The following is an 18009-nucleotide window of genomic DNA, read 5'->3' on the forward strand; positions in this document are numbered from 1 at the left end:
CATTATCTGTAGTATCTCTGTAATTAGGTGTTCCGTCTCCATCTTCATCACCATCAGCATCATTATTTCCATTTTCTACAAGATCTAAAATACCGTCGTTATCATCATCAATATCTATATTATCTGCGATACCGTCGTTATCTCTGTCTGATGTATCTCTATAATCTAAATCTCCAGCTCCAGGGAAGTCGTTATCTGCATCTCCGTAAGCATTTTCCGATTTGTAATATTTGTAACTTTATCACCGTTACCAAGACCATCATTTACAGTTGAACCTTGTATACTAGTATCATTGTTATCATCAAAATTATCATCTAAACCATCATTGTCTATGTCAGATCCAGATAAAACATTATCTGTATCTCCATTTTCAACAATATCTAAAATACCGTCATTATCAGAATCTGAATCTAAATAGTCTGGTATGTTATCTACACTACTATCAGTATTTACAGGAGTTAAACCTATTTGACCATCTTCATAATTATCGTCAACTCCATTGTTGTTAGTATCTGTAATAGATGAACCTATTCCACTAGGTGCTACATAATCATTTGAAGTTTGACCTTCTATATTATCTGGTATACCATCGTTATCTGCATCGATATCAATAAAGTCTAGTTTACCGTCATTATCAGTATCCCCGTTTGGATAAGAATTCGGCGTTCCATCGTTATTTGTATCAGCACCAGTAACTATTAAAACGTTATCAGTATTAGCACCATTGGCATCACTACCGTTAGCTAAAGCATTTGTAGGATCACCATCGACAACATCGTTAAATCCATCATTATCAGCATCCGTAAAGTTATCAGCTTTACCGTCACCGTTTGTATCTGTTCCACCAGCTTCAACAACATCAGCGATACCGTCGTTATCAGCATCTAAATCTAAATGATCTAAGATTCCGTCGTTATCAGTATCCCCGTTTGGATAAGAATTAGGCGTTCCATCGTTATTTGTATCAGCACCAGTAACGATTAACACGTTATCAGTATTAGCACCATTGGCATCACTACCGTTAGCTAAAGCATTTGTAGGATCACCATCGACAACATCGTTAAATCCATCATTATCAGCATCCGTAAAGTTATCAGCTTTACCGTCACCGTTTGTATCTGTTCCACCAGCTTCAACAACATCAGCGATACCATCGTTATCAGCATCTAAATCTAAATGATCTAAGATTCCGTCGTTATCAGTATCACCGTTTGGATAAGAATTCGGTGTTCCATCGTTATTTGTGTCAGCACCAGTAACGATTAACACGTTATCAGTATTAGCACCATTGGCATCACTACCGTTAGCTAAAGCATTTGTAGGATCACCATCGACAACATCGTTAAATCCATCATTATCAGCATCCGTAAAGTTATCAGCTTTACCGTCACCGTTTGAATCTGTTCCACCAGCTTCAACAACATCTGCGATACCGTCGTTATCAGCATCTAAATCTAAATGATCTAAGATTCCGTCATTATCAGTATCACCAGCAGGATAAGAATTCGGCGTTCCATCATTATTTGTGTCAGCACCAGTAACGATTAAAGCGTTATCAGTATTAGCACCATTGGCATCACTACCGTTAGCTAAAGCATTTGTAGGATCACCATCGACAACATCGTTAAATCCGTCATTATCAGCATCCGTAAAGTTATCAGCTTTACCGTCACCGTTTGTATCTGTTCCACCAGCTTCAACAACATCAGCGATACCGTCGTTATCAGCATCTAAATCTAAATGATCTAAGATTCCGTCGTTATCAGTATCACCAGCAGGATAAGAATTAGGCGTTCCATCGTTATTTGTATCAGCACCAGTAACGATTAAAGCGTTATCAGTATTAGCACCATTGGCATCACTACCGTTAGCTAAAGCATTTGTAGGATCACCATCCACAACATCATTAAATCCGTCATTATCAGCATCCGTAAAGTTATCAGCTTTACCGTCACCGTTTGTATCTGTTCCACCAGCTTCAACAACATCAGCGATACCATCGTTATCAGCATCTAAATCTAAATGATCTAAGATTCCGTCGTTATCAGTATCACCGTTTGGATAAGAATTCGGTGTTCCATCGTTATTTGTGTCAGCACCAGTAACGATTAACACGTTATCAGTATTAGCACCATTGGCATCACTACCGTTAGCTAAAGCATTTGTAGGATCACCATCGACAACATCGTTAAATCCATCATTATCAGCATCCGTAAAGTTATCAGCTTTACCGTCACCGTTTGAATCTGTTCCACCAGCTTCAACAACATCTGCGATACCGTCGTTATCAGCATCTAAATCTAAATGATCTAAGATTCCGTCATTATCAGTATCACCAGCAGGATAAGAATTCGGCGTTCCATCATTATTTGTGTCAGCACCAGTAACGATTAAAGCGTTATCAGTATTAGCACCATTGGCATCACTACCGTTAGCTAAAGCATTTGTAGGATCACCATCGACAACATCGTTAAATCCATCATTATCAGTATCCGTAAAGTTATCAGCTTTACCGTCACCGTTTGTATCTGTTCCACCAGCTTCAACAACATCAGCGATACCGTCGTTATCAGCATCTAAATCTAAATGATCTAAGATTCCGTCGTTATCAGTATCACCAGCAGGATAAGAATTAGGCGTTCCATCGTTATTTGTATCAGCACCAGTAACGATTAAAGCGTTATCAGTATTAGCACCATTGGCATCACTACCGTTAGCTAAAGCATTTGTAGGATCACCATCCACAACATCATTAAATCCGTCATTATCAGCATCCGTAAAGTTATCAGCTTTACCGTCACCGTTTGTATCTGTTCCACCAGCTTCAACAACATCAGCGATACCGTCGTTATCAGCATCTAAATCTAAATGATCTAAGATTCCGTCGTTATCAGTATCACCAGCAGGATAAGAATTAGGCGTTCCATCGTTATTTGTATCAGCACCAGTAACGATTAAAGCGTTATCAGTATTAGCACCATTGGCATCACTACCGTTAGCTAAAGCATTTGTAGGATCACCATCCACAACATCATTAAATCCGTCATTATCAGCATCCGTAAAGTTATCAGCTTTACCGTCACCGTTTGTATCTGTTCCACCAGCTTCAACAACATCAGCGATACCATCGTTATCAGCATCTAAATCTAAATGATCTAAGATTCCGTCGTTATCAGTATCACCGTTTGGATAAGAATTCGGTGTTCCATCGTTATTTGTGTCAGCACCAGTAACGATTAACACGTTATCAGTATTAGCACCATTGGCATCACTACCGTTAGCTAAAGCATTTGTAGGATCACCATCGACAACATCGTTAAATCCGTCATTATCAGCATCCGTAAAATTATCAGCTTTACCATCACCGTTTGAATCTGTTCCACCAGCTTCAACAACATCTGCAATTCCGTCGTTATCAGCATCTAAATCTAAATGATCTAAGATTCCGTCGTTATCAGTATCACCAGCAGGATAAGAATTAGGTGTTCCATCGTTATTTGTGTCAGCACCAGTAACTATTAAAGCGTTATCAGTGTTTGCACCATTGGCATCACTACCGTTAGCTAAAGCATTTGTAGGATCACCATCGACAACATCGTTAAATCCATCATTATCAGCATCCGTAAAGTTATCAGCTTTACCGTCACCGTTTGAATCTGTTCCACCAGCTTCAACAACATCTGCAATTCCGTCGTTATCAGCATCTAAATCTAAATGATCTAAGATTCCGTCGTTATCAGTATCACCAGCAGGATAAGAATTAGGTGTTCCATCGTTATTTGTGTCAGCACCAGTAACTATTAAAGCGTTATCAGTGTTTGCACCATTGGCATCACTACCGTTAGCTAAAGCATTTGTAGGATCACCATCGACAACATCGTTAAATCCATCATTATCAGCATCCGTAAAGTTATCAGCTTTACCGTCACCGTTTGAATCTGTTCCACCAGCTTCAACAACATCTGCAATTCCGTCGTTATCAGCATCTAAATCTAAATGATCTAAGATTCCGTCGTTATCAGTATCACCGTTTGGATAAGAATTAGGTGTTCCATCGTTATTTGTGTCAGCACCAGTAACGATTAAAGCGTTATCAGTGTTTGCACCATTGGCATCACTACCGTTAGCTAAAGCATTTGTAGGATCACCATCGACAACATCGTTAAATCCATCATTATCAGCATCCGTAAAGTTATCAGCTTTACCGTCACCGTTTGTGTCTGTTCCACCAGCTTCAACAACATCAGCGATACCGTCGTTATCAGCATCTAAATCTAAATGATCTAAGATTCCGTCGTTATCAGTATCACCAGCAGGATAAGAATTAGGCGTTCCATCGTTATTTGTGTCAGCACCAGTAACGATTAACACGTTATCAGTATTTTCTGAAGTACCATCTTGACCAACATCACCATCGACAACATCATTAAATCCGTCATTATCAGCATCCGTAAAGTTATCAGCTTTACCGTCACCGTTTGTATCTGTTCCACCAGCTTCTACAATATCTGCAATACCGTCATTATCTGAATCTAAATCTTGGGTATTGGGAATACCATCTCCATCAGAATCTAAGTTAGGTATTGTATTACCACCGTTATCAACATCATATAAATCATCTAAACCGTTATTGTTAGCATCATTAATTAAAGTACCATTGGCATTAATATTGTCAACTTTACCGTCACCGTTTGTGTCTGTTCCACCTACCTCAACAATATCCGGAATTCCATCGTTATCAGAATCTAAATCTAAATGATTTGGAATTCCGTCGTTATCTGAATCTATAGGTAAACAGTCTAAGAAAATTCCGAAAGCAACACCTTGTGAAGAACCATTTACAGTGTTTTTAAGAACAACTCTAATTGTATTTGCTTTATTTGATTTTAAAACATAAAAACCATTTCCTCCAGAGCCGAGTCATTTCCTTCTAAAAATGCTTCTTTAGCATTTATACTAGAATTTGTAAAAGTATTAGGTATATTATCTAATAATTCCCAGTTTGTACCCGAAGTATAGTATTGTGCTTTTTCTGTAATTTCATCTGTACTTTCACCATCTGCAACTACAAGGTTTGGTGTGAATACAATATTATTATTTAAACCTGTGAATCGAATTGTAAAGTCGATTTCAGAAGAAGGTTTACCGAAGGATTGTAAATAACTTCATTATCTGGTGTTGTATCGTAATATTGTTTTAAATGTGGATTTGGATTTGCATCCCAAGCAGCCATATCTACAGGTACAAAATCTGTTGTTAACCCATTTTTAGCTGATGCTGAAACAACAGTAGCTGTTATAGTAGAGCCATCTGGCATTGTAAATGTTTTGCTGTCTCCTAAGTTTATACCGTTTGTGAAATCTCCATCCCAATTTAACCAAAAGATATTGTCTCTAAAAGCACCCAATAAAGGAGCTGAATTACCTAGGTTATTACCACTACAATCCATTTCGTCTACATCAGGTATACCATCATTATCGTTATCTAAATCGAAAAGATCTGCTACACCATCATTATCAATATCATTTTTATCTCTGTAGTCTAAATCGCCGAGAACCAGGAAAATCATTGTCTTGATCGCCGTAAGCAGTATCTAGAGTAGCTGCATTAGTAACTTTATTACCAGTACCTAAACCATCATTTACAGTAGAACCTTCTGTGTTACTATCGTCATTGTCATCAAAATTATCGTCTAAACCGTCACCATCAGTATCATTACCAGATGCGCCATTATCAGTATCTCCATTTTCTAAAACATCATCTATACCATCATTATCTGAGTCTAAATCTAAATAATCTGGAATAGAATCGTTTGAAGCATCTGTATTAACAGGAGTTAAGCCTACTTGACCATTTTCATAATTATCATCTACACCGTTATTATTTGAGTCTGTAATTGATGTTCCGATTCCGCTTGGTGCAACATAATTATTTGAAGTTTGACCTTCTATATTATCTGGTATACCATCGTTATCTGCATCTATATCTAAATGATTAGAAATTCCGTCGCCATCAGTATCACAATTAGGTGATAATATTGAAAATGGTAAATTTCTTCTTGAAATGGTTGAACTAGAGTATTCTACATCTAATGAATGCGCACCTGTATTTTCAAAAAATAAAACAGTAATTTCATGTAAACCTTCTTTTAAAGGAATGTTGTCTCCAGTAACTAATCCACCGGCTCCATGTAAACCGTCGTAATCTACTACCTGATTTCCGTCTATAAAAAGTTTAGAACCATCATCAGAATTTAAGTAAAAAGTATAATTTGTAGTTGATGGAATATTTATATAACCACTATATCTAATACTATACGTTTGGTTATCTGATGGTGTAACCATTTCTTGTAAAGCCGTTACATCAAAATTAGTAACTGTACCAGTAGCAGTAGCACCAGTAGTAGGAATATTATCTACTGTATTTCCGCTAGGAACACTATCATAAAATTCATAATTTAAACTACCTACACAAGAGGCTATTTCAACTGTATCTAAAATACCATCATTATCATCATCTAAATCATCAGAATCTACAATTCCGTCTTTATCAGAATCTTTAAAATCTCTATAGTCTAAATCTCCGTCTCCAGGATTAAAGTTGTCATCGTTATCACCATAAGCATTTTCTAATGAGTTGATATCTGTAACCTTGTTACCACTGTTTAATCCATCATTAACTGTAGCACCAGAAATGTTAGAATCGTCATTATCATCAAAAGCATTGTCTAAACCGTCATTATCTGAATCTGAACCAGTTAAAGAGTTATTGTTATTTCCATTTTCTCTGATATCTGTTATGCCATCATTATCTGAGTCTAAATCTAAATAATCTGGATTGTCTATACCATCTGTGTTTTCTGGATCGAAACCTATTATTGCACCAGATTCATAATTATCATCTACACCATTATTATTAGTATCTGTAATATTACTTGCGATACCACTTGGCGCGATGTAACCATTTGAAGTTTGTCCTTCTATATTATCTGGAATACCATCATTGTCTGCATCAATATCTAGATGATTTGGTAATGTATCAGAATCTGAGTTAGCAGGAGTATTTCCTGTGCCAGCAGAACTAGGTACACCATTTGTAGTACCGGATGTACCAACATTTCCATCTGCTTGACCATCTCTATTAGTATCTGTGCCACCAGATTCGATAACATCTGTTATTCCGTCGTTATCAGAATCTAAGTCTAAATAATCAGCAATTCCATCACCATCTGTGTCTCGGAGCTAAACAATATTTTAATTCGTAAAGTTGCATGGTAACATTACCCGCATTACCATTATATTTACCTGTTACAAATGTAATTTTATTAATTGGTTGTGCAGTTGAAACAATTACACCGTTATTAGGTGCATTACCTGCATTAGCAATACTATACACCGATTGGTTTTCTATTAAAAAAGTATTGTTAGGTAATGTGTTATTATTTACTACTAAAGGTACATTCGTACCATCTAAACTACCTATAAAATCTACTCTATCTTCATTGTCTAAACCGGACCACTTTAATTCTAAATTATATACAGGCTTGTTAAAAGTTAAGGTATAAACGGCTACTTTTATTGAGCTAGCATTATTTTGATAATTTGAACCGTAAGGAAAATTTGTGTCTTTAGATTGTACATTAACATAATTACCATCAACCCCCGTTGTTGGTCCTGCACTAGCAACACCGCTAGACCAAGTAGCTCCGTTTGTTACTTCGTAAGATAAAGTTGCATTTGCATCATTAAAGGAATACGTGTTTAAAACTGTTCCTGAATTTGTACCACCATTTGTATTTGTATTGGCATTGGTAAAACTTTGATCTAAATTAACATAGTTAGAACTAGGACACGTATATCCTTCATCAGTATCTAAAATACCATCATTATCATTATCTAAATCTACATCGTCTGCAATACCATCATTGTCATTATCCGGAGGTGTTACGGTTATTGTAACAGAAGCTGTATCACAATTAGAGGTTGAAGCTTTTTCACATATTCTATATACTAATGTATAGGTGCCAACAGGTGTATTTGGTGAAACATTTACAGCGCCTGTAGATGTGTTTAAACTAACATTAGAATTAGTTGTACTTACTTGTGTTAAATTAACTGTTGACAGCGTTGGTGCTACAGTTTTTAAAATATCATTTGACAAGACATTATTTATAGCAGTACCACCAATGCCATAAGTAGTAGTAGCAGAGTCATTTACTGCATCTATTATATTTGCGGTTGTTAATGTAAAATTGCCTAAAAACCCTGCTCCTCTTGCTCCGTTTGAATTATTATTATCTGTATAAACAATTGTAACCGTTCTTACTGACTTAGAACCAAAATCTACAATGATAGACCCGTTATCATTATTGTTTGAATCTGCATTTGCAGTTGATGATTGTGCAGAATTAATTGTTGTAGAAGCTACCGTAGTATTTGGTGGGTCTACTATTGTTATTGAGTTTGGTGAGCCTGCATTACTTGTAACAGTAACTCTATCTACCCTAGGATTACTATGATCTATGTCTGATATACCAAATCTAAGGTTTGTTATATTTTGACTAAAATTTAATGTAATGGTTACAGGTGAATCTGCATTTGTTCTACCAGTATCTGCTGGGTCAAACGCAACACCAAGATCGTCAACACCACCAAATACACCACCGGAAGCACGATCTATTCTTGGAAAAGTTCCGGTAGCAGCACTTGAGAAAAAATTACCATCATTTGCATTACGAGTAATGTTAATTGTAACCGATTCTTGTTTAAAACCAGCAGGCGTTGTTAAATTAACAGTACCGAAGTAGAACCTTGTGGCCAATTTGCTGTACTCCAATCTATACTTGATTGAGCTAAAACATTAGATGAATTTAAAATACCTATTAGTGTGAATAGGACTAGGGTAGTATGCAGTTTAAAACGAAGTATTCCCCCAAATATTTTCGCTTTCTTTACATATGTTAACATAAAATAAAAAAATTTTTAAGAGCACAAAAGTAATCATTATTTATCATGCATCATTATTTTGACACCAATAAGTTATAATGGTCACATAAATATTAACTATAATTAAATAAAAATGAAGATATTTACTATAGAATAATTATTTATATTAATTCTAAATAAAATTGTATTTGTCAAAGTAATTTTTATATTTGCATTCATTATTTAAAGTGAGTCTAAATAAATACATAATTTCTATTGATGAAACAAAAAACTACATATACTTTTAGAAAACTAATTAACGATATTCATCTTTGGCTTGGTTTAGCCAGTGGAATTGTACTTTTTGTGGTCTGTTTAACGGGTACAGTTTTAGCATTTGAACACGAGATAAAAGATTTTTTTGCTGAAAAGCTTACAATTGAAAAAACAAATGAAAAAATAGCCATTTCTTCTCTTGTTAATACGCTAAAAGAAAAAGAAATAGGCTTTGTTACTGGAGTTACACTTCCTACAAATGATTTAAAGCCTTATGTTTTTACTGTAAAAAAAGATTTAAAAGAAAGAAGAGGCGCAAAAGTATTGGTAAATCCTTTTAATGCAGAAGTAAAGAAAGTACAAAAAACAAGTGCAGATGCTTTTTTACTTGTTTTGTTTAAATTGCATAGGTGGTTAATGTTAGATACAACTGTTGGTAGACCAATTGTAGGTATTGCTACAATAATATTTTTGATTCTTTCTATTACCGGAATTGTTCTTTGGTTTCCAAGAAAAATTAAATTAAAAAACTTTAAGCAAGGATTTAAAATAAAATTCAACGCAAATTGGAAAAGAATAAATCATGATTTACATAATACTTTAGGTTTTTACGCTTGTATTTTTATTGTAATTATGGGTTTAACTGGTTTATGTTGGTCTTTTGAAGGTTATAGAGAAGGTTTAAGCACTGTTCTTGGTACAAAGGTTTTTAATCGTTCTAGTGTTAAACTTAATGTAGATAAAATACCTACCGATAAAATATTAACTGTAGATGAGTTGATTGCTACTGCTAATAAAACTTTAGATTATAAAGGTGAACTGTCGGTAACTTTTCCGAGTAACAGAAACAACTATTATAGTTTTAGAAAGTCTGATGATTCTAGTTTTTCACCGGTTTTTACTGATAAATTATATTTAGATGCCTCAGGCAAAGTTTTGGCTGTAGATTATTTTAAAGACAAACCGTTTAATGTAAAAATAGCTTCTTTAATAAAACCGTTACATACAGGAGAAATATACGGAATGCTTTCTAAAATTATATATTTCTTAGCATGTTTAATTGCAACAAGTTTACCTGTTACCGGAACAATAATTTGGTTGAATAAATTAAAGAAAAATAAAAAAGAAGTAGAAAGATAATAAACTTATACTTTTTCTGAAGATTCAATACTATTGATGTCTTCATTAAAAGTATTTTTTTCTTTAAATATGCTGCAATAATTCTTTGTACATCTCTGTTGTCTTTTTTAGGCTGAACAAAAAATTGATAATCTTCTGGATTAGTTAATTGATTCGCTTGATCAGAATCTACATAACCAAAACCTTTGTAAATTCCGTCTAAAATTAAAGCAAAACCTACTTCATTTTCTGATCTTCCAGTTTCTTTAATTACTAGATTTTCTGCTCCAATTCCTACAGAGTTTATTGCTTCTTTTACGCGTAAATTATAATTTTCTACAGATTCTTTACCGCAACAAACTCCTTTACATTCTTTAATCTGATAATGAAAACAGCTAGATACATTTGTTTGTAAATGGCAATATTTCGGACAAAGTTCAAATTCTTCGCACAAATTTTCTATGTGCTTTCTAGCTTCTGCAACAGAGTAATATTTCATCATTGCATTCGGAATTAATTTTAACCGATTATATGCTAAATGAATGATTCCTTTTTGGTCTTCATAAGAAAATAAACCAACGGCTTCTCCAGATTTTCTTTGTGCTCTATTGTACTTTGGGTAAATGCTTTTAATTTCTTCCGATTCGTACAATAATGCTAATAATTCACTACCTGTTTTGATAAAAGAAATATCAGCAGTTTCTAAACACATGTTTTGTTCTTTCTTCTTTTTGTCATAAAAATGACTAATAACACGCTGTTTTATATTGTTAGCTTTACCAACATAAATTACTTCTTTATCGCTATTCTTAAAATAATAGACACCAAATGTTTCAGGTAAATTATCTACAATTTTTTTATCTAATAAAGGTGGTAAGGTTGCTTGTCTAGAGCGAGGGTTTAAAAAAGAATTAATTATAAAATTATCATCTCTTTCTATCAATCGTCTAAATAATTCTGTAGTTGCTTCGGCATCGCCTTTTGCTCTGTGTCTACCATTTATAGGAATGTTTTCTACGGTACAAATATTACCCAAACTGTAAGAATTTAAACCGGGCATAATTTTTCTAGATAAACGAACCGTACACAGTTTTTTTCGTTTAAAATTAAAACCTAAATTTTTAAACTCTTCGTGAATTATATTATAATCGAAATTAACATTGTGTGCCACAAAAACAGTGTCTTTTGTAATTTCTTCGACCTTTTTAGCAATCTCATAAAACTTCGGTGCATTTCTAACCATGGCATTTGTAATACCAGTAAGATTGGTTATAAATGCAGGTATGTTTTGTTCCGGATTTACTAAGGATGTAAACTCATCTACAATTTTTTTCCGTCGAAAACAAAAATGGATATTTCGGTTATTTTCGAACCTTTATATCCATTTCCTGTGGTTTCTATGTCTACTACTGTATATAGCAATTACTGTATAATATTTTTTAAATCGGCAATTGTTTCTGTAGGGTTTTCTGCTCCAAAAACATAACTGCCGGCAACCAAAACATTTGCTCCAGCTTCTATTAATTTATTAGCATTTAAGTTAGTTACACCACCATCTATTTCTATTTGGCAAGAAGATTCTGTAAACTCTATTAAATGTTTTAATTGACTTACTTTTTTGTACGTATTTTCTATAAATGATTGTCCTCCAAAACCTGGGTTAACACTCATAATACAAACCAAATCTAAATCTGCAATAATGTCTTCTAAAACAGCAATAGGTGTGTGCGGATTTAAGGCAACTCCTGCTTTCATTCCGGCAGCTTTTATGGCTTGCACTGTTCTGTGTAAATGTGTACAAGCTTCATAATGCACTGTTAAAATATCTGCACCTAAATCTGCAAATGTTTGAATGTATTGATCTGGATTTACAATCATTAAATGTACGTCGATTGTTTTAGTAGCGTGTTTTTTAATGGCTTTTAAAACAGGCATTCCAAAAGAAATGTTTGGTACAAAAACGCCATCCATAATATCTATATGAAACCAATCTGCTTCACTATTATTAACCATTTCTATATCGCGCTGTAAGTTGGCAAAATCTGCTGCTAAAACCGAAGGTGCAATTAAATTACTCATGTATTTGTTGTTGTGTTGTTATTTAGTTTTGCAAAGGTAATTAATCGAAGGTCGATAGCCAAGGTTTTAATTTTTTGGCGTTTTGTTTGATAAGAAAATAAGCGAGTACTGAAAGCAGGAAGTAGCTTCAAAAAAAACTCCCGAAAAGAATTTCGAGAGTTTTAAGTTTTTTATACTTTTTTAAGAGTATGAATGAAATATTTAGTGCAATTTGTAGTTGCTAACCTAAGTAAGTCATTAAAATTTTAGATCTAGACGTGTGCTTTAATCTTCTAATTGCTTTTTCTTTAATTTGACGAACACGTTCTCTTGTTAAATCGAAAGTTTCACCAATTTCTTCTAAAGTCATTGGTTGGTGCTCACCTAAACCAAAGTATAACTTTACAACATCTGCTTCTCTTGGAGTCAATGTTTCTAAAGCTCTATTAATTTCTATACGTAAAGATTCGTGTAATAAAACTCTATCTGGGTTTGGTGATTCACCGGAGTTTAAAACATCGTATAAATTAGAATCTTCACCTTCAATTAAAGGTGCATCCATAGATACGTGACGTCCGAATTTTTCATAGACTCTTTAACGTCATTAACAGTCATGTCTAATTTCTTAGCAATTTCTTCTGCAGAAGGCGGACGCTCGTTTTCTTGTTCTAAGAAAGCGTACATTTTGTTAATTTTATTAATAGAACCAATTTTGTTTAAAGGTAAACGTACAATTCTAGATTGTTCTGCTAATGCTTGTAATATAGATTGACGAATCCACCAAACGGCATAAGAGATAAATTTAAAACCACGAGTTTCATCGAAACGTTTTGCAGCTTTAATTAAACCTAAATTACCTTCGTTAATTAAATCTGGTAATGTTAATCCTTGGTTTTGATATTGTTTTGCAACAGATACGACAAAACGTAAATTGGCTTTAGTTAATTTTTCTAAAGCTCTTTGGTCTCCGGCTTTAATTAACTGTGCTAATTCTACTTCTTCATCGGCAGTAATTAAATCTACCTTTCCTATCTCTTGTAAATATTTGTCTAATGAAGCGGTTTCTCTATTAGTAACCTGCTTGGTAATTTTTAGTTGTCTCATCTAAATTCTCTCTAACCTTTTTTTAAGGATTAATACTCTTGCTACACTTACTTATACGGAAGAACGAAACATAATGTTACAAAAAGACACGATTTTTTTACAAAAAGATAATATTTAACCGTTTACCGATAAATAGTAACCGTTTATCTTTTTAAAAATTTTAAGTGTGACTTATGTTGTTATTTAGTGTCATAAAACCAACCGAAGTGAATACGATAGAATTAAAAATTACAGATGAAGAATTAGTTTTCGAAATAGTTAGAACTAATAATACAGAATTATTTGCAACATTATACGATAGATTTTCTAGCGTTGTATATAATAAGTGTTATGGTTTTTCAAAAAGCAAAGAAGAAGCAGAAGATTTAATGCATGATGTTTTTGTTAGACTATTTGTTAAATTAAAAACTTTTAAAGGTAATTCTAAGTTTTCTACTTGGTTGTATTCTTTTACATATAATTTTTGTGTAAATTATGTGCAAAGAAACAGCCATAAGAAAAAAGAAAAAGTTACAATTGTAACAGATCAAATTAAAGAGAATAACGATTCTTTTGAAGAAATTGAAGATGCTAATTTATTAGAATTAAAATCTGCTAAACTTGCAAAAGCTTTATCTTTAATAGATCCTTCGGATAAAATGATTTTATTGATGAAATACCAAGATGATAAGAGTATTAAAGAAATAAAAGAAGTTTTAAATATTGGTGAAAGTGCAGTTAAAATGAGAGTTAAACGAGCCAAAGCCAAGGTTGTTAAAGTATACGAATCATTATAAATAATTATGAGTAATCCATTCAAGAAAATTCTACCAAAGCATAAAGTTTCCTCTAACGTTAAACACAAGGTTTTAGTAGATGCTAGAATGATTAAACATACACTTGAAATAGCAGACCGATACGTCTTAAAATATCCAAGAACCCTAACTAATTTCTATATTAATTTAAAGTAAGTTATACTCTAAATTGCCCTCTACATTTAGAAATTTTTTCCCTTTTAAATTTTTACCTTATATAGTAGTCAAGTTTGAATAAATTCAATTCTTTGATTAAATTTTAGTTTTTGATACAGAACGTTAAAACTATATTTAGCACAAGTTAGTATGCTGAAAACTATCTTACTTAAATTCCCTCTTCAAATACTAAATAGTTAGTAAAACTATTTTATACTGAATCTTAATTTTTTAAAATAATATGATAGTGTTTTTTGACTAAATATCTTCATGTCAAATAAAAACAACTATATCAATTTATAGTGATTTTATTCGATTTAATAAAGATATTATTAGCTTTAATAGAATAACGGAGTACTAAAGTTAAGGTGATATATTAAACCAACTTGCATGGTTAATGCCCATTCATTGTTTCTGTTTTCAAAAACTTCTGCTTTTAACCCATCTATTGTGTCAGAAAAGAAATAAGAATAATTAAATTGAGCAGATAAGTCTAGTTTTTCAGTAAGTTTATATCCGGTTCCTAAACCAATATTAAAAGCAAAAGCTTCTCCGCTACCAATATCTAAAGAATTTTCTTCTGTATATTTTTTAGGTAAGACCGCTATATCTTCTTGCCAATTACCAAGTTCAGATTTTAAACTATTGTTATAAAATGAATACTGAATACCAAAAGTAAAAAATGGATTGAAAGAAATATCTGTGTAAGGATAAACAAATTCTTCTAGAGGTCTTAAAAAGTATTCTAAATGCAAACCTAAATTTATCATTCTTATACTTCCTTTCATGGCCCTTAGTTGCTCACCACCATAACTTTGTTTAGAAGCCCAATAGCCATGATGTTCTAGCTCGGTATTTTTTATATACTGAATTTCTGTTTTAACCATTAAGTGATTTCTCATTATGTCATTAGGATCCCAACGCAATGTTCTGTTGAAAAAATGAAGATAATGAGCAACAGCAAAAGACATACCTTTGTTGTTATACTCGCTTCCAAAATGGTTTCTCTCACCGTAATCTGTTTGTAAACTAGTGGTGCCAACAAAACCACCGATATCGTGTGTGTAATGCTGCGCCTTAAATTCTAGAATAAAAACAATTACAAAAATAATTGTTATAGGGGTTCTCAAGATTTAGGGGTCTTAAAAGTAAAAAAACAAAGATAAATAAATTTTTTACAGTTGCAAGATTATTTTAAGTTTTTAACTATGAATGTGTTACCCTCTAAAAAATAGTTAGCTCTTACTTTTAGCTCTTCTTGATAATAAATAATGTTTTCTCGGCTTTTGTCTTAATAAAAAGTTTCCAGTGTCCCACTTTTTATTATTGTTTTTATCAATTATTGCCCTAACCACATAAGTATTGGGTTCTAAAAATGTAAAAACCAATTTTTCTGTTTTGTTTAAATATTTTCTTTCAACAATTTGATCAAAATCTTTGCCAGCTAGTAAATCAATAATTAAGTTTTCTGAATCTTGATTTACAACGTTTAAGGTAATTTTACCATAATCTTCTAACTCTAAAGTTTTAAAATTATAATTTAAGGTGTCGTTTTCAATATTATAAATATCAGTAAAACTTCCTGGTAATGCTTTTAATGTGTAGTTTTCTTTTTGATTTTTCTTAAATATAAAACCAATTTTGTTTTCTTTTTTAGAAAGAAAACTCGAGTAATTTACTGCAATTGTATCTTTATCTATAAGTGAAATTTTAGTGGTATCTAATTTTGTAATCGGGTTGTTACTTTTTATGAAAAAGGTGTCTCTAAATTGTAAGGTGCCACCAACAGAAGGTTTTAGAGTTAAAGAATCTAGTTTTTTCTTTCTAAATTTAACTGTTACTGTATCTATAAAAATATCATTAGTAACTAGAAAATTAAGTGAGTCTAATTCTAAAGGTGTATACCAATAGTTTAAAGTATCTTTATCTGTTTCGAACTTTGAAATGCTCTTAAAATCTTCTCGGAACTTTTGATAATAGAGAAACTTTAAAATCTTTTATTTCACCTTCGTATCCAAATTCTATTTTACCTTTTGTAATTTCTTTAGCCCTTTTAAAAGCGTAAGGTTGTTTTTCTTTAAAAAGTGTAATAGGTATATTAATAATACTATCTTTTGGTAATGTAATTGTGTCTGTATAAAAACCAATTTTATCTAATTTAGGATTAAAAATATAATCGCTAGTAGATTCTTCTAATGCCATTAAAAGATATTTTCCTTTTTTTAAATTTGTAAACCTAAAAGTGGTTGTGTCTATAGCAGTAGTTACGTAATTTGGTTTTTGTTTGTAAATTATAGAATCTGTGTAAGTACTGTCTAACTTATACAATACAACACTTGTGTTTTTTGGTTTTTTGTTTAAAAAAGCGTCTTTAATAGTTCCCGATGTTTCAAGAGAATCAATATAACTTCCTGTAGAAAAGATGTATTTAAATTGTTCTAATTTGTTGTTTTCATTATTATCTTCGATAGCATTACCAAAGTTAAAAATGTAAGTTGTGTTTTTTGCTAAAGTATCTAAGATTTCTATTTTTAAAAACTTACTAGCTGTTCCTTGAGGTGTTACCAATAATGGATTTTTTAACGGCGGAGAAACTACTAATTGTTTGTTTAAATCTTTTAGTTTTATAAACTCGTTAAACTCTAATTTAACTTCTTTTTTATTAAAGTTGATTGTTTTATAAGGCGGGTTTGAGCTTACAAACAAAGGAGCCTTTTCATCTTTAGGTCCACCATCTGGTCTACCTGTTTTTGCACAACTAACTATTAAAATAGCAAGAACAATAAAAAAAGAGATTTATAAATGAATTTCACAAAAGTAAATTTTCTACAAATTAACAATTTATTTTTCAAAATAAATCACAAAATTTAATCTGTGTAAGCCATTGCTAAAATGCTAATTTTAATTCCGGTAGATTTTAAAAGTTCTTTTGCGCAAGCCTCTATTGTTGCTCCTGTTGTAATTACATCATCTATAATTAAAATGTGTTTATTTTTTAAAATTGAATTGTCTGTAATTTCAAATTTAGCTTCTAAATTGTTAAATCGTTCAAATCTACTTTTTCGGGTTTGTGTTATAGTGTCTAAATTCCGAATTAAAACACCTTCAACCAACGGTATGTTTAAATGTTTGCTTAAAGTCTCACCAAATTTGGTAACTTGGTTATAACCTCTTTTACGTTTTCTTTTAGCGTGAATAGGTACAGGAACAATGCAGTCTATTTTAGAAAATTCTTTATTATTTGCTAATACTTCACCAAGCCAATTTCCAAAAAACAAGCCAATATCTTCATTGTTTTTATATTTAAGCTCGTGAATTAAATTTTTTGTAATACTTTTTTCTGAAAAATAATAATGCATTTGCTTTTTCAATTAAAACTCTACCTTTAAAAGAGTTGGTAATTTTATTATCAGTATAACTATCAAAATTAGTTAAAGGTAAATCGTGTCTGCATAATAAACACAATATGGTTTCATTTCTAAGCAATTGATTTTGGCAATTTGCACAAATTTCAGGATAAAAAAGATGTAATAAATCCTTTAAAAATTTCATTTTTCCTCGTTCGCTTTTTTTATTAA

The 18009-nt window shown here is 32.3% G+C and carries 15 protein-coding genes and 2 pseudogenes; 5 read left to right on the plus strand and 12 right to left on the minus strand.

From position 1 onward, the window contains the following. Positions 1 to 165: 165 nt before the first annotated feature. Positions 166 to 4371: a beta strand repeat-containing protein gene (locus ACZ1HD_RS02405; protein WP_472688550.1), complete on the minus strand. Its 4206-nt coding sequence runs from the start codon at positions 4369 to 4371 to the stop codon at positions 166 to 168. A 175-nt stretch (positions 4372 to 4546) separates the two neighbouring features. Between ACZ1HD_RS02405 and ACZ1HD_RS02410 the strand changes: the two genes are divergently transcribed. Next, on the plus strand, positions 4547 to 4759 hold the full coding sequence (locus ACZ1HD_RS02410; protein WP_472688551.1) for a hypothetical protein: 213 nt from the start codon (positions 4547 to 4549) through the stop codon (positions 4757 to 4759). A gap of 127 nt (positions 4760 to 4886) precedes the next feature. Here ACZ1HD_RS02410 and ACZ1HD_RS02415 read toward each other — a convergent pair whose 3' ends face one another. The 3 genes from ACZ1HD_RS02415 to ACZ1HD_RS02425 are packed head-to-tail and all read right to left on the minus strand — an operon-like array spanning position 4887 to position 6344. After that, the gene (locus tag ACZ1HD_RS02415; protein ID WP_472689439.1) at positions 4887 to 5129 is read right to left on the minus strand and encodes a CshA/CshB family fibrillar adhesin-related protein; all 243 of its coding nucleotides are present in this window, start codon (positions 5127 to 5129) and stop codon (positions 4887 to 4889) included. Beyond that, positions 5099 to 5569 (minus strand): CshA/CshB family fibrillar adhesin-related protein, encoded by a 471-nt coding sequence (locus ACZ1HD_RS02420; RefSeq protein ID WP_472688552.1) that lies wholly within the window; start codon positions 5567 to 5569, stop codon positions 5099 to 5101. Before ACZ1HD_RS02420 ends, ACZ1HD_RS02415 begins: the two co-directional genes overlap by 31 nt. After that, a complete protein-coding gene (locus ACZ1HD_RS02425; RefSeq protein WP_472688553.1) occupies positions 5529 to 6344 on the minus strand; it encodes a PA14 domain-containing protein in 816 nt (271 codons plus the stop codon). The genes ACZ1HD_RS02420 and ACZ1HD_RS02425 overlap by 41 nt, the downstream gene beginning before the upstream one ends. A gap of 292 nt (positions 6345 to 6636) precedes the next feature. On the opposite strand from ACZ1HD_RS02425, the gene ACZ1HD_RS02430 reads away from it, so the two are divergent. Continuing rightward, positions 6637 to 6831, plus strand: a complete 195-nt coding sequence (locus ACZ1HD_RS02430) for a hypothetical protein (RefSeq protein ID WP_472688554.1) — start codon at positions 6637 to 6639, stop codon at positions 6829 to 6831. A gap of 390 nt (positions 6832 to 7221) precedes the next feature. Here the strand turns inward: ACZ1HD_RS02430 and ACZ1HD_RS02435 are convergent, their stop codons facing one another. Beyond that, positions 7222 to 8820, minus strand: coding sequence for a hypothetical protein (locus ACZ1HD_RS02435; protein WP_472688555.1), 1599 nt, complete (start codon positions 8818 to 8820; stop codon positions 7222 to 7224). A gap of 383 nt (positions 8821 to 9203) precedes the next feature. Here ACZ1HD_RS02435 and ACZ1HD_RS02440 point away from each other — a divergent pair, with 383 nt between their 5' ends. Beyond that, on the plus strand, positions 9204 to 10340 hold the full coding sequence (locus ACZ1HD_RS02440; protein WP_472688556.1) for a PepSY-associated TM helix domain-containing protein: 1137 nt from the start codon (positions 9204 to 9206) through the stop codon (positions 10338 to 10340). Positions 10341 to 10395: 55 nt separating this feature from the next. Here ACZ1HD_RS02440 and ACZ1HD_RS02445 read toward each other — a convergent pair. From ACZ1HD_RS02445 to ACZ1HD_RS02455, 3 genes and pseudogenes are all read right to left on the minus strand, one after another. Then, positions 10396 to 11741, minus strand: a pseudogene (locus tag ACZ1HD_RS02445) (exonuclease domain-containing protein); the annotation flags it as partial. Further along, entirely contained in the window at positions 11742 to 12398 is a 657-nt protein-coding gene (rpe, locus tag ACZ1HD_RS02450) for a ribulose-phosphate 3-epimerase (RefSeq protein ID WP_077811045.1), read from the minus strand. Positions 12399 to 12618: 220 nt separating this feature from the next. Beyond that, positions 12619 to 13481, minus strand: a pseudogene (locus tag ACZ1HD_RS02455) (sigma-70 family RNA polymerase sigma factor). Positions 13482 to 13654: 173 nt separating this feature from the next. On the opposite strand from ACZ1HD_RS02455, the gene ACZ1HD_RS02460 reads away from it, so the two are divergent. Beyond that, the gene (locus tag ACZ1HD_RS02460; protein WP_077811046.1) at positions 13655 to 14257 is read left to right on the plus strand and encodes an RNA polymerase sigma factor; all 603 of its coding nucleotides are present in this window, start codon (positions 13655 to 13657) and stop codon (positions 14255 to 14257) included. Positions 14258 to 14769: 512 nt separating this feature from the next. Here the strand turns inward: ACZ1HD_RS02460 and ACZ1HD_RS02465 are convergent. Together ACZ1HD_RS02465 and ACZ1HD_RS02470 are read right to left on the minus strand one after the other, a co-directional pair. Beyond that, a complete protein-coding gene (locus ACZ1HD_RS02465) occupies positions 14770 to 15561 on the minus strand; it encodes a THC0290_0291 family protein (protein ID WP_472688557.1) in 792 nt (263 codons plus the stop codon). 105 nt (positions 15562 to 15666) lie between these two features. Next, positions 15667 to 15819, minus strand: coding sequence for a hypothetical protein (locus ACZ1HD_RS02470; RefSeq protein ID WP_472688558.1), 153 nt, complete (start codon positions 15817 to 15819; stop codon positions 15667 to 15669). Between the two features lie 361 nt (positions 15820 to 16180). Here ACZ1HD_RS02470 and ACZ1HD_RS02475 point away from each other — a divergent pair, with 361 nt between their 5' ends. After that, entirely contained in the window at positions 16181 to 16342 is a 162-nt protein-coding gene (locus ACZ1HD_RS02475; protein ID WP_472688559.1) for a hypothetical protein, read from the plus strand. Between the two features lie 39 nt (positions 16343 to 16381). Here ACZ1HD_RS02475 and ACZ1HD_RS02480 read toward each other — a convergent pair whose 3' ends face one another. After that, positions 16382 to 17137, minus strand: a complete 756-nt coding sequence (locus ACZ1HD_RS02480; protein ID WP_472688560.1) for an Ig-like domain-containing domain — start codon at positions 17135 to 17137, stop codon at positions 16382 to 16384. Between the two features lie 161 nt (positions 17138 to 17298). Then, a complete protein-coding gene (locus tag ACZ1HD_RS02485) occupies positions 17299 to 17790 on the minus strand; it encodes a ComF family protein (RefSeq protein ID WP_472688561.1) in 492 nt (163 codons plus the stop codon). Positions 17791 to 18009 lie beyond the last annotated feature (219 nt).

Source organism: Polaribacter sp. HA6-7, assembly GCF_055693625.1.

Excerpts from the sequence above, each read along its gene's own strand:
- ACZ1HD_RS02425 (WP_472688553.1), bottom strand. The coding sequence starts at position 6,344 with ATGGTTACACCATCAGATAACCAAACGTATAGTATTAGATATAGTGGT.
- ACZ1HD_RS02485 (WP_472688561.1), bottom strand. The coding sequence starts at position 17,790 with ATGCATTATTATTTTTCAGAAAAAAGTATTACAAAAAATTTAATTCAC.
- rpe (WP_077811045.1), bottom strand. The coding sequence starts at position 12,398 with ATGAGTAATTTAATTGCACCTTCGGTTTTAGCAGCAGATTTTGCCAAC.
- ACZ1HD_RS02420 (WP_472688552.1), bottom strand. The coding sequence starts at position 5,569 with ATGATTTTCCTGGTTCTCGGCGATTTAGACTACAGAGATAAAAATGAT.
- ACZ1HD_RS02440 (WP_472688556.1), top strand. The coding sequence starts at position 9,204 with ATGAAACAAAAAACTACATATACTTTTAGAAAACTAATTAACGATATT.
- ACZ1HD_RS02460 (WP_077811046.1), top strand. The coding sequence starts at position 13,655 with ATGTTGTTATTTAGTGTCATAAAACCAACCGAAGTGAATACGATAGAA.
- ACZ1HD_RS02475 (WP_472688559.1), top strand. The coding sequence starts at position 16,181 with ATGAAAAAGGTGTCTCTAAATTGTAAGGTGCCACCAACAGAAGGTTTT.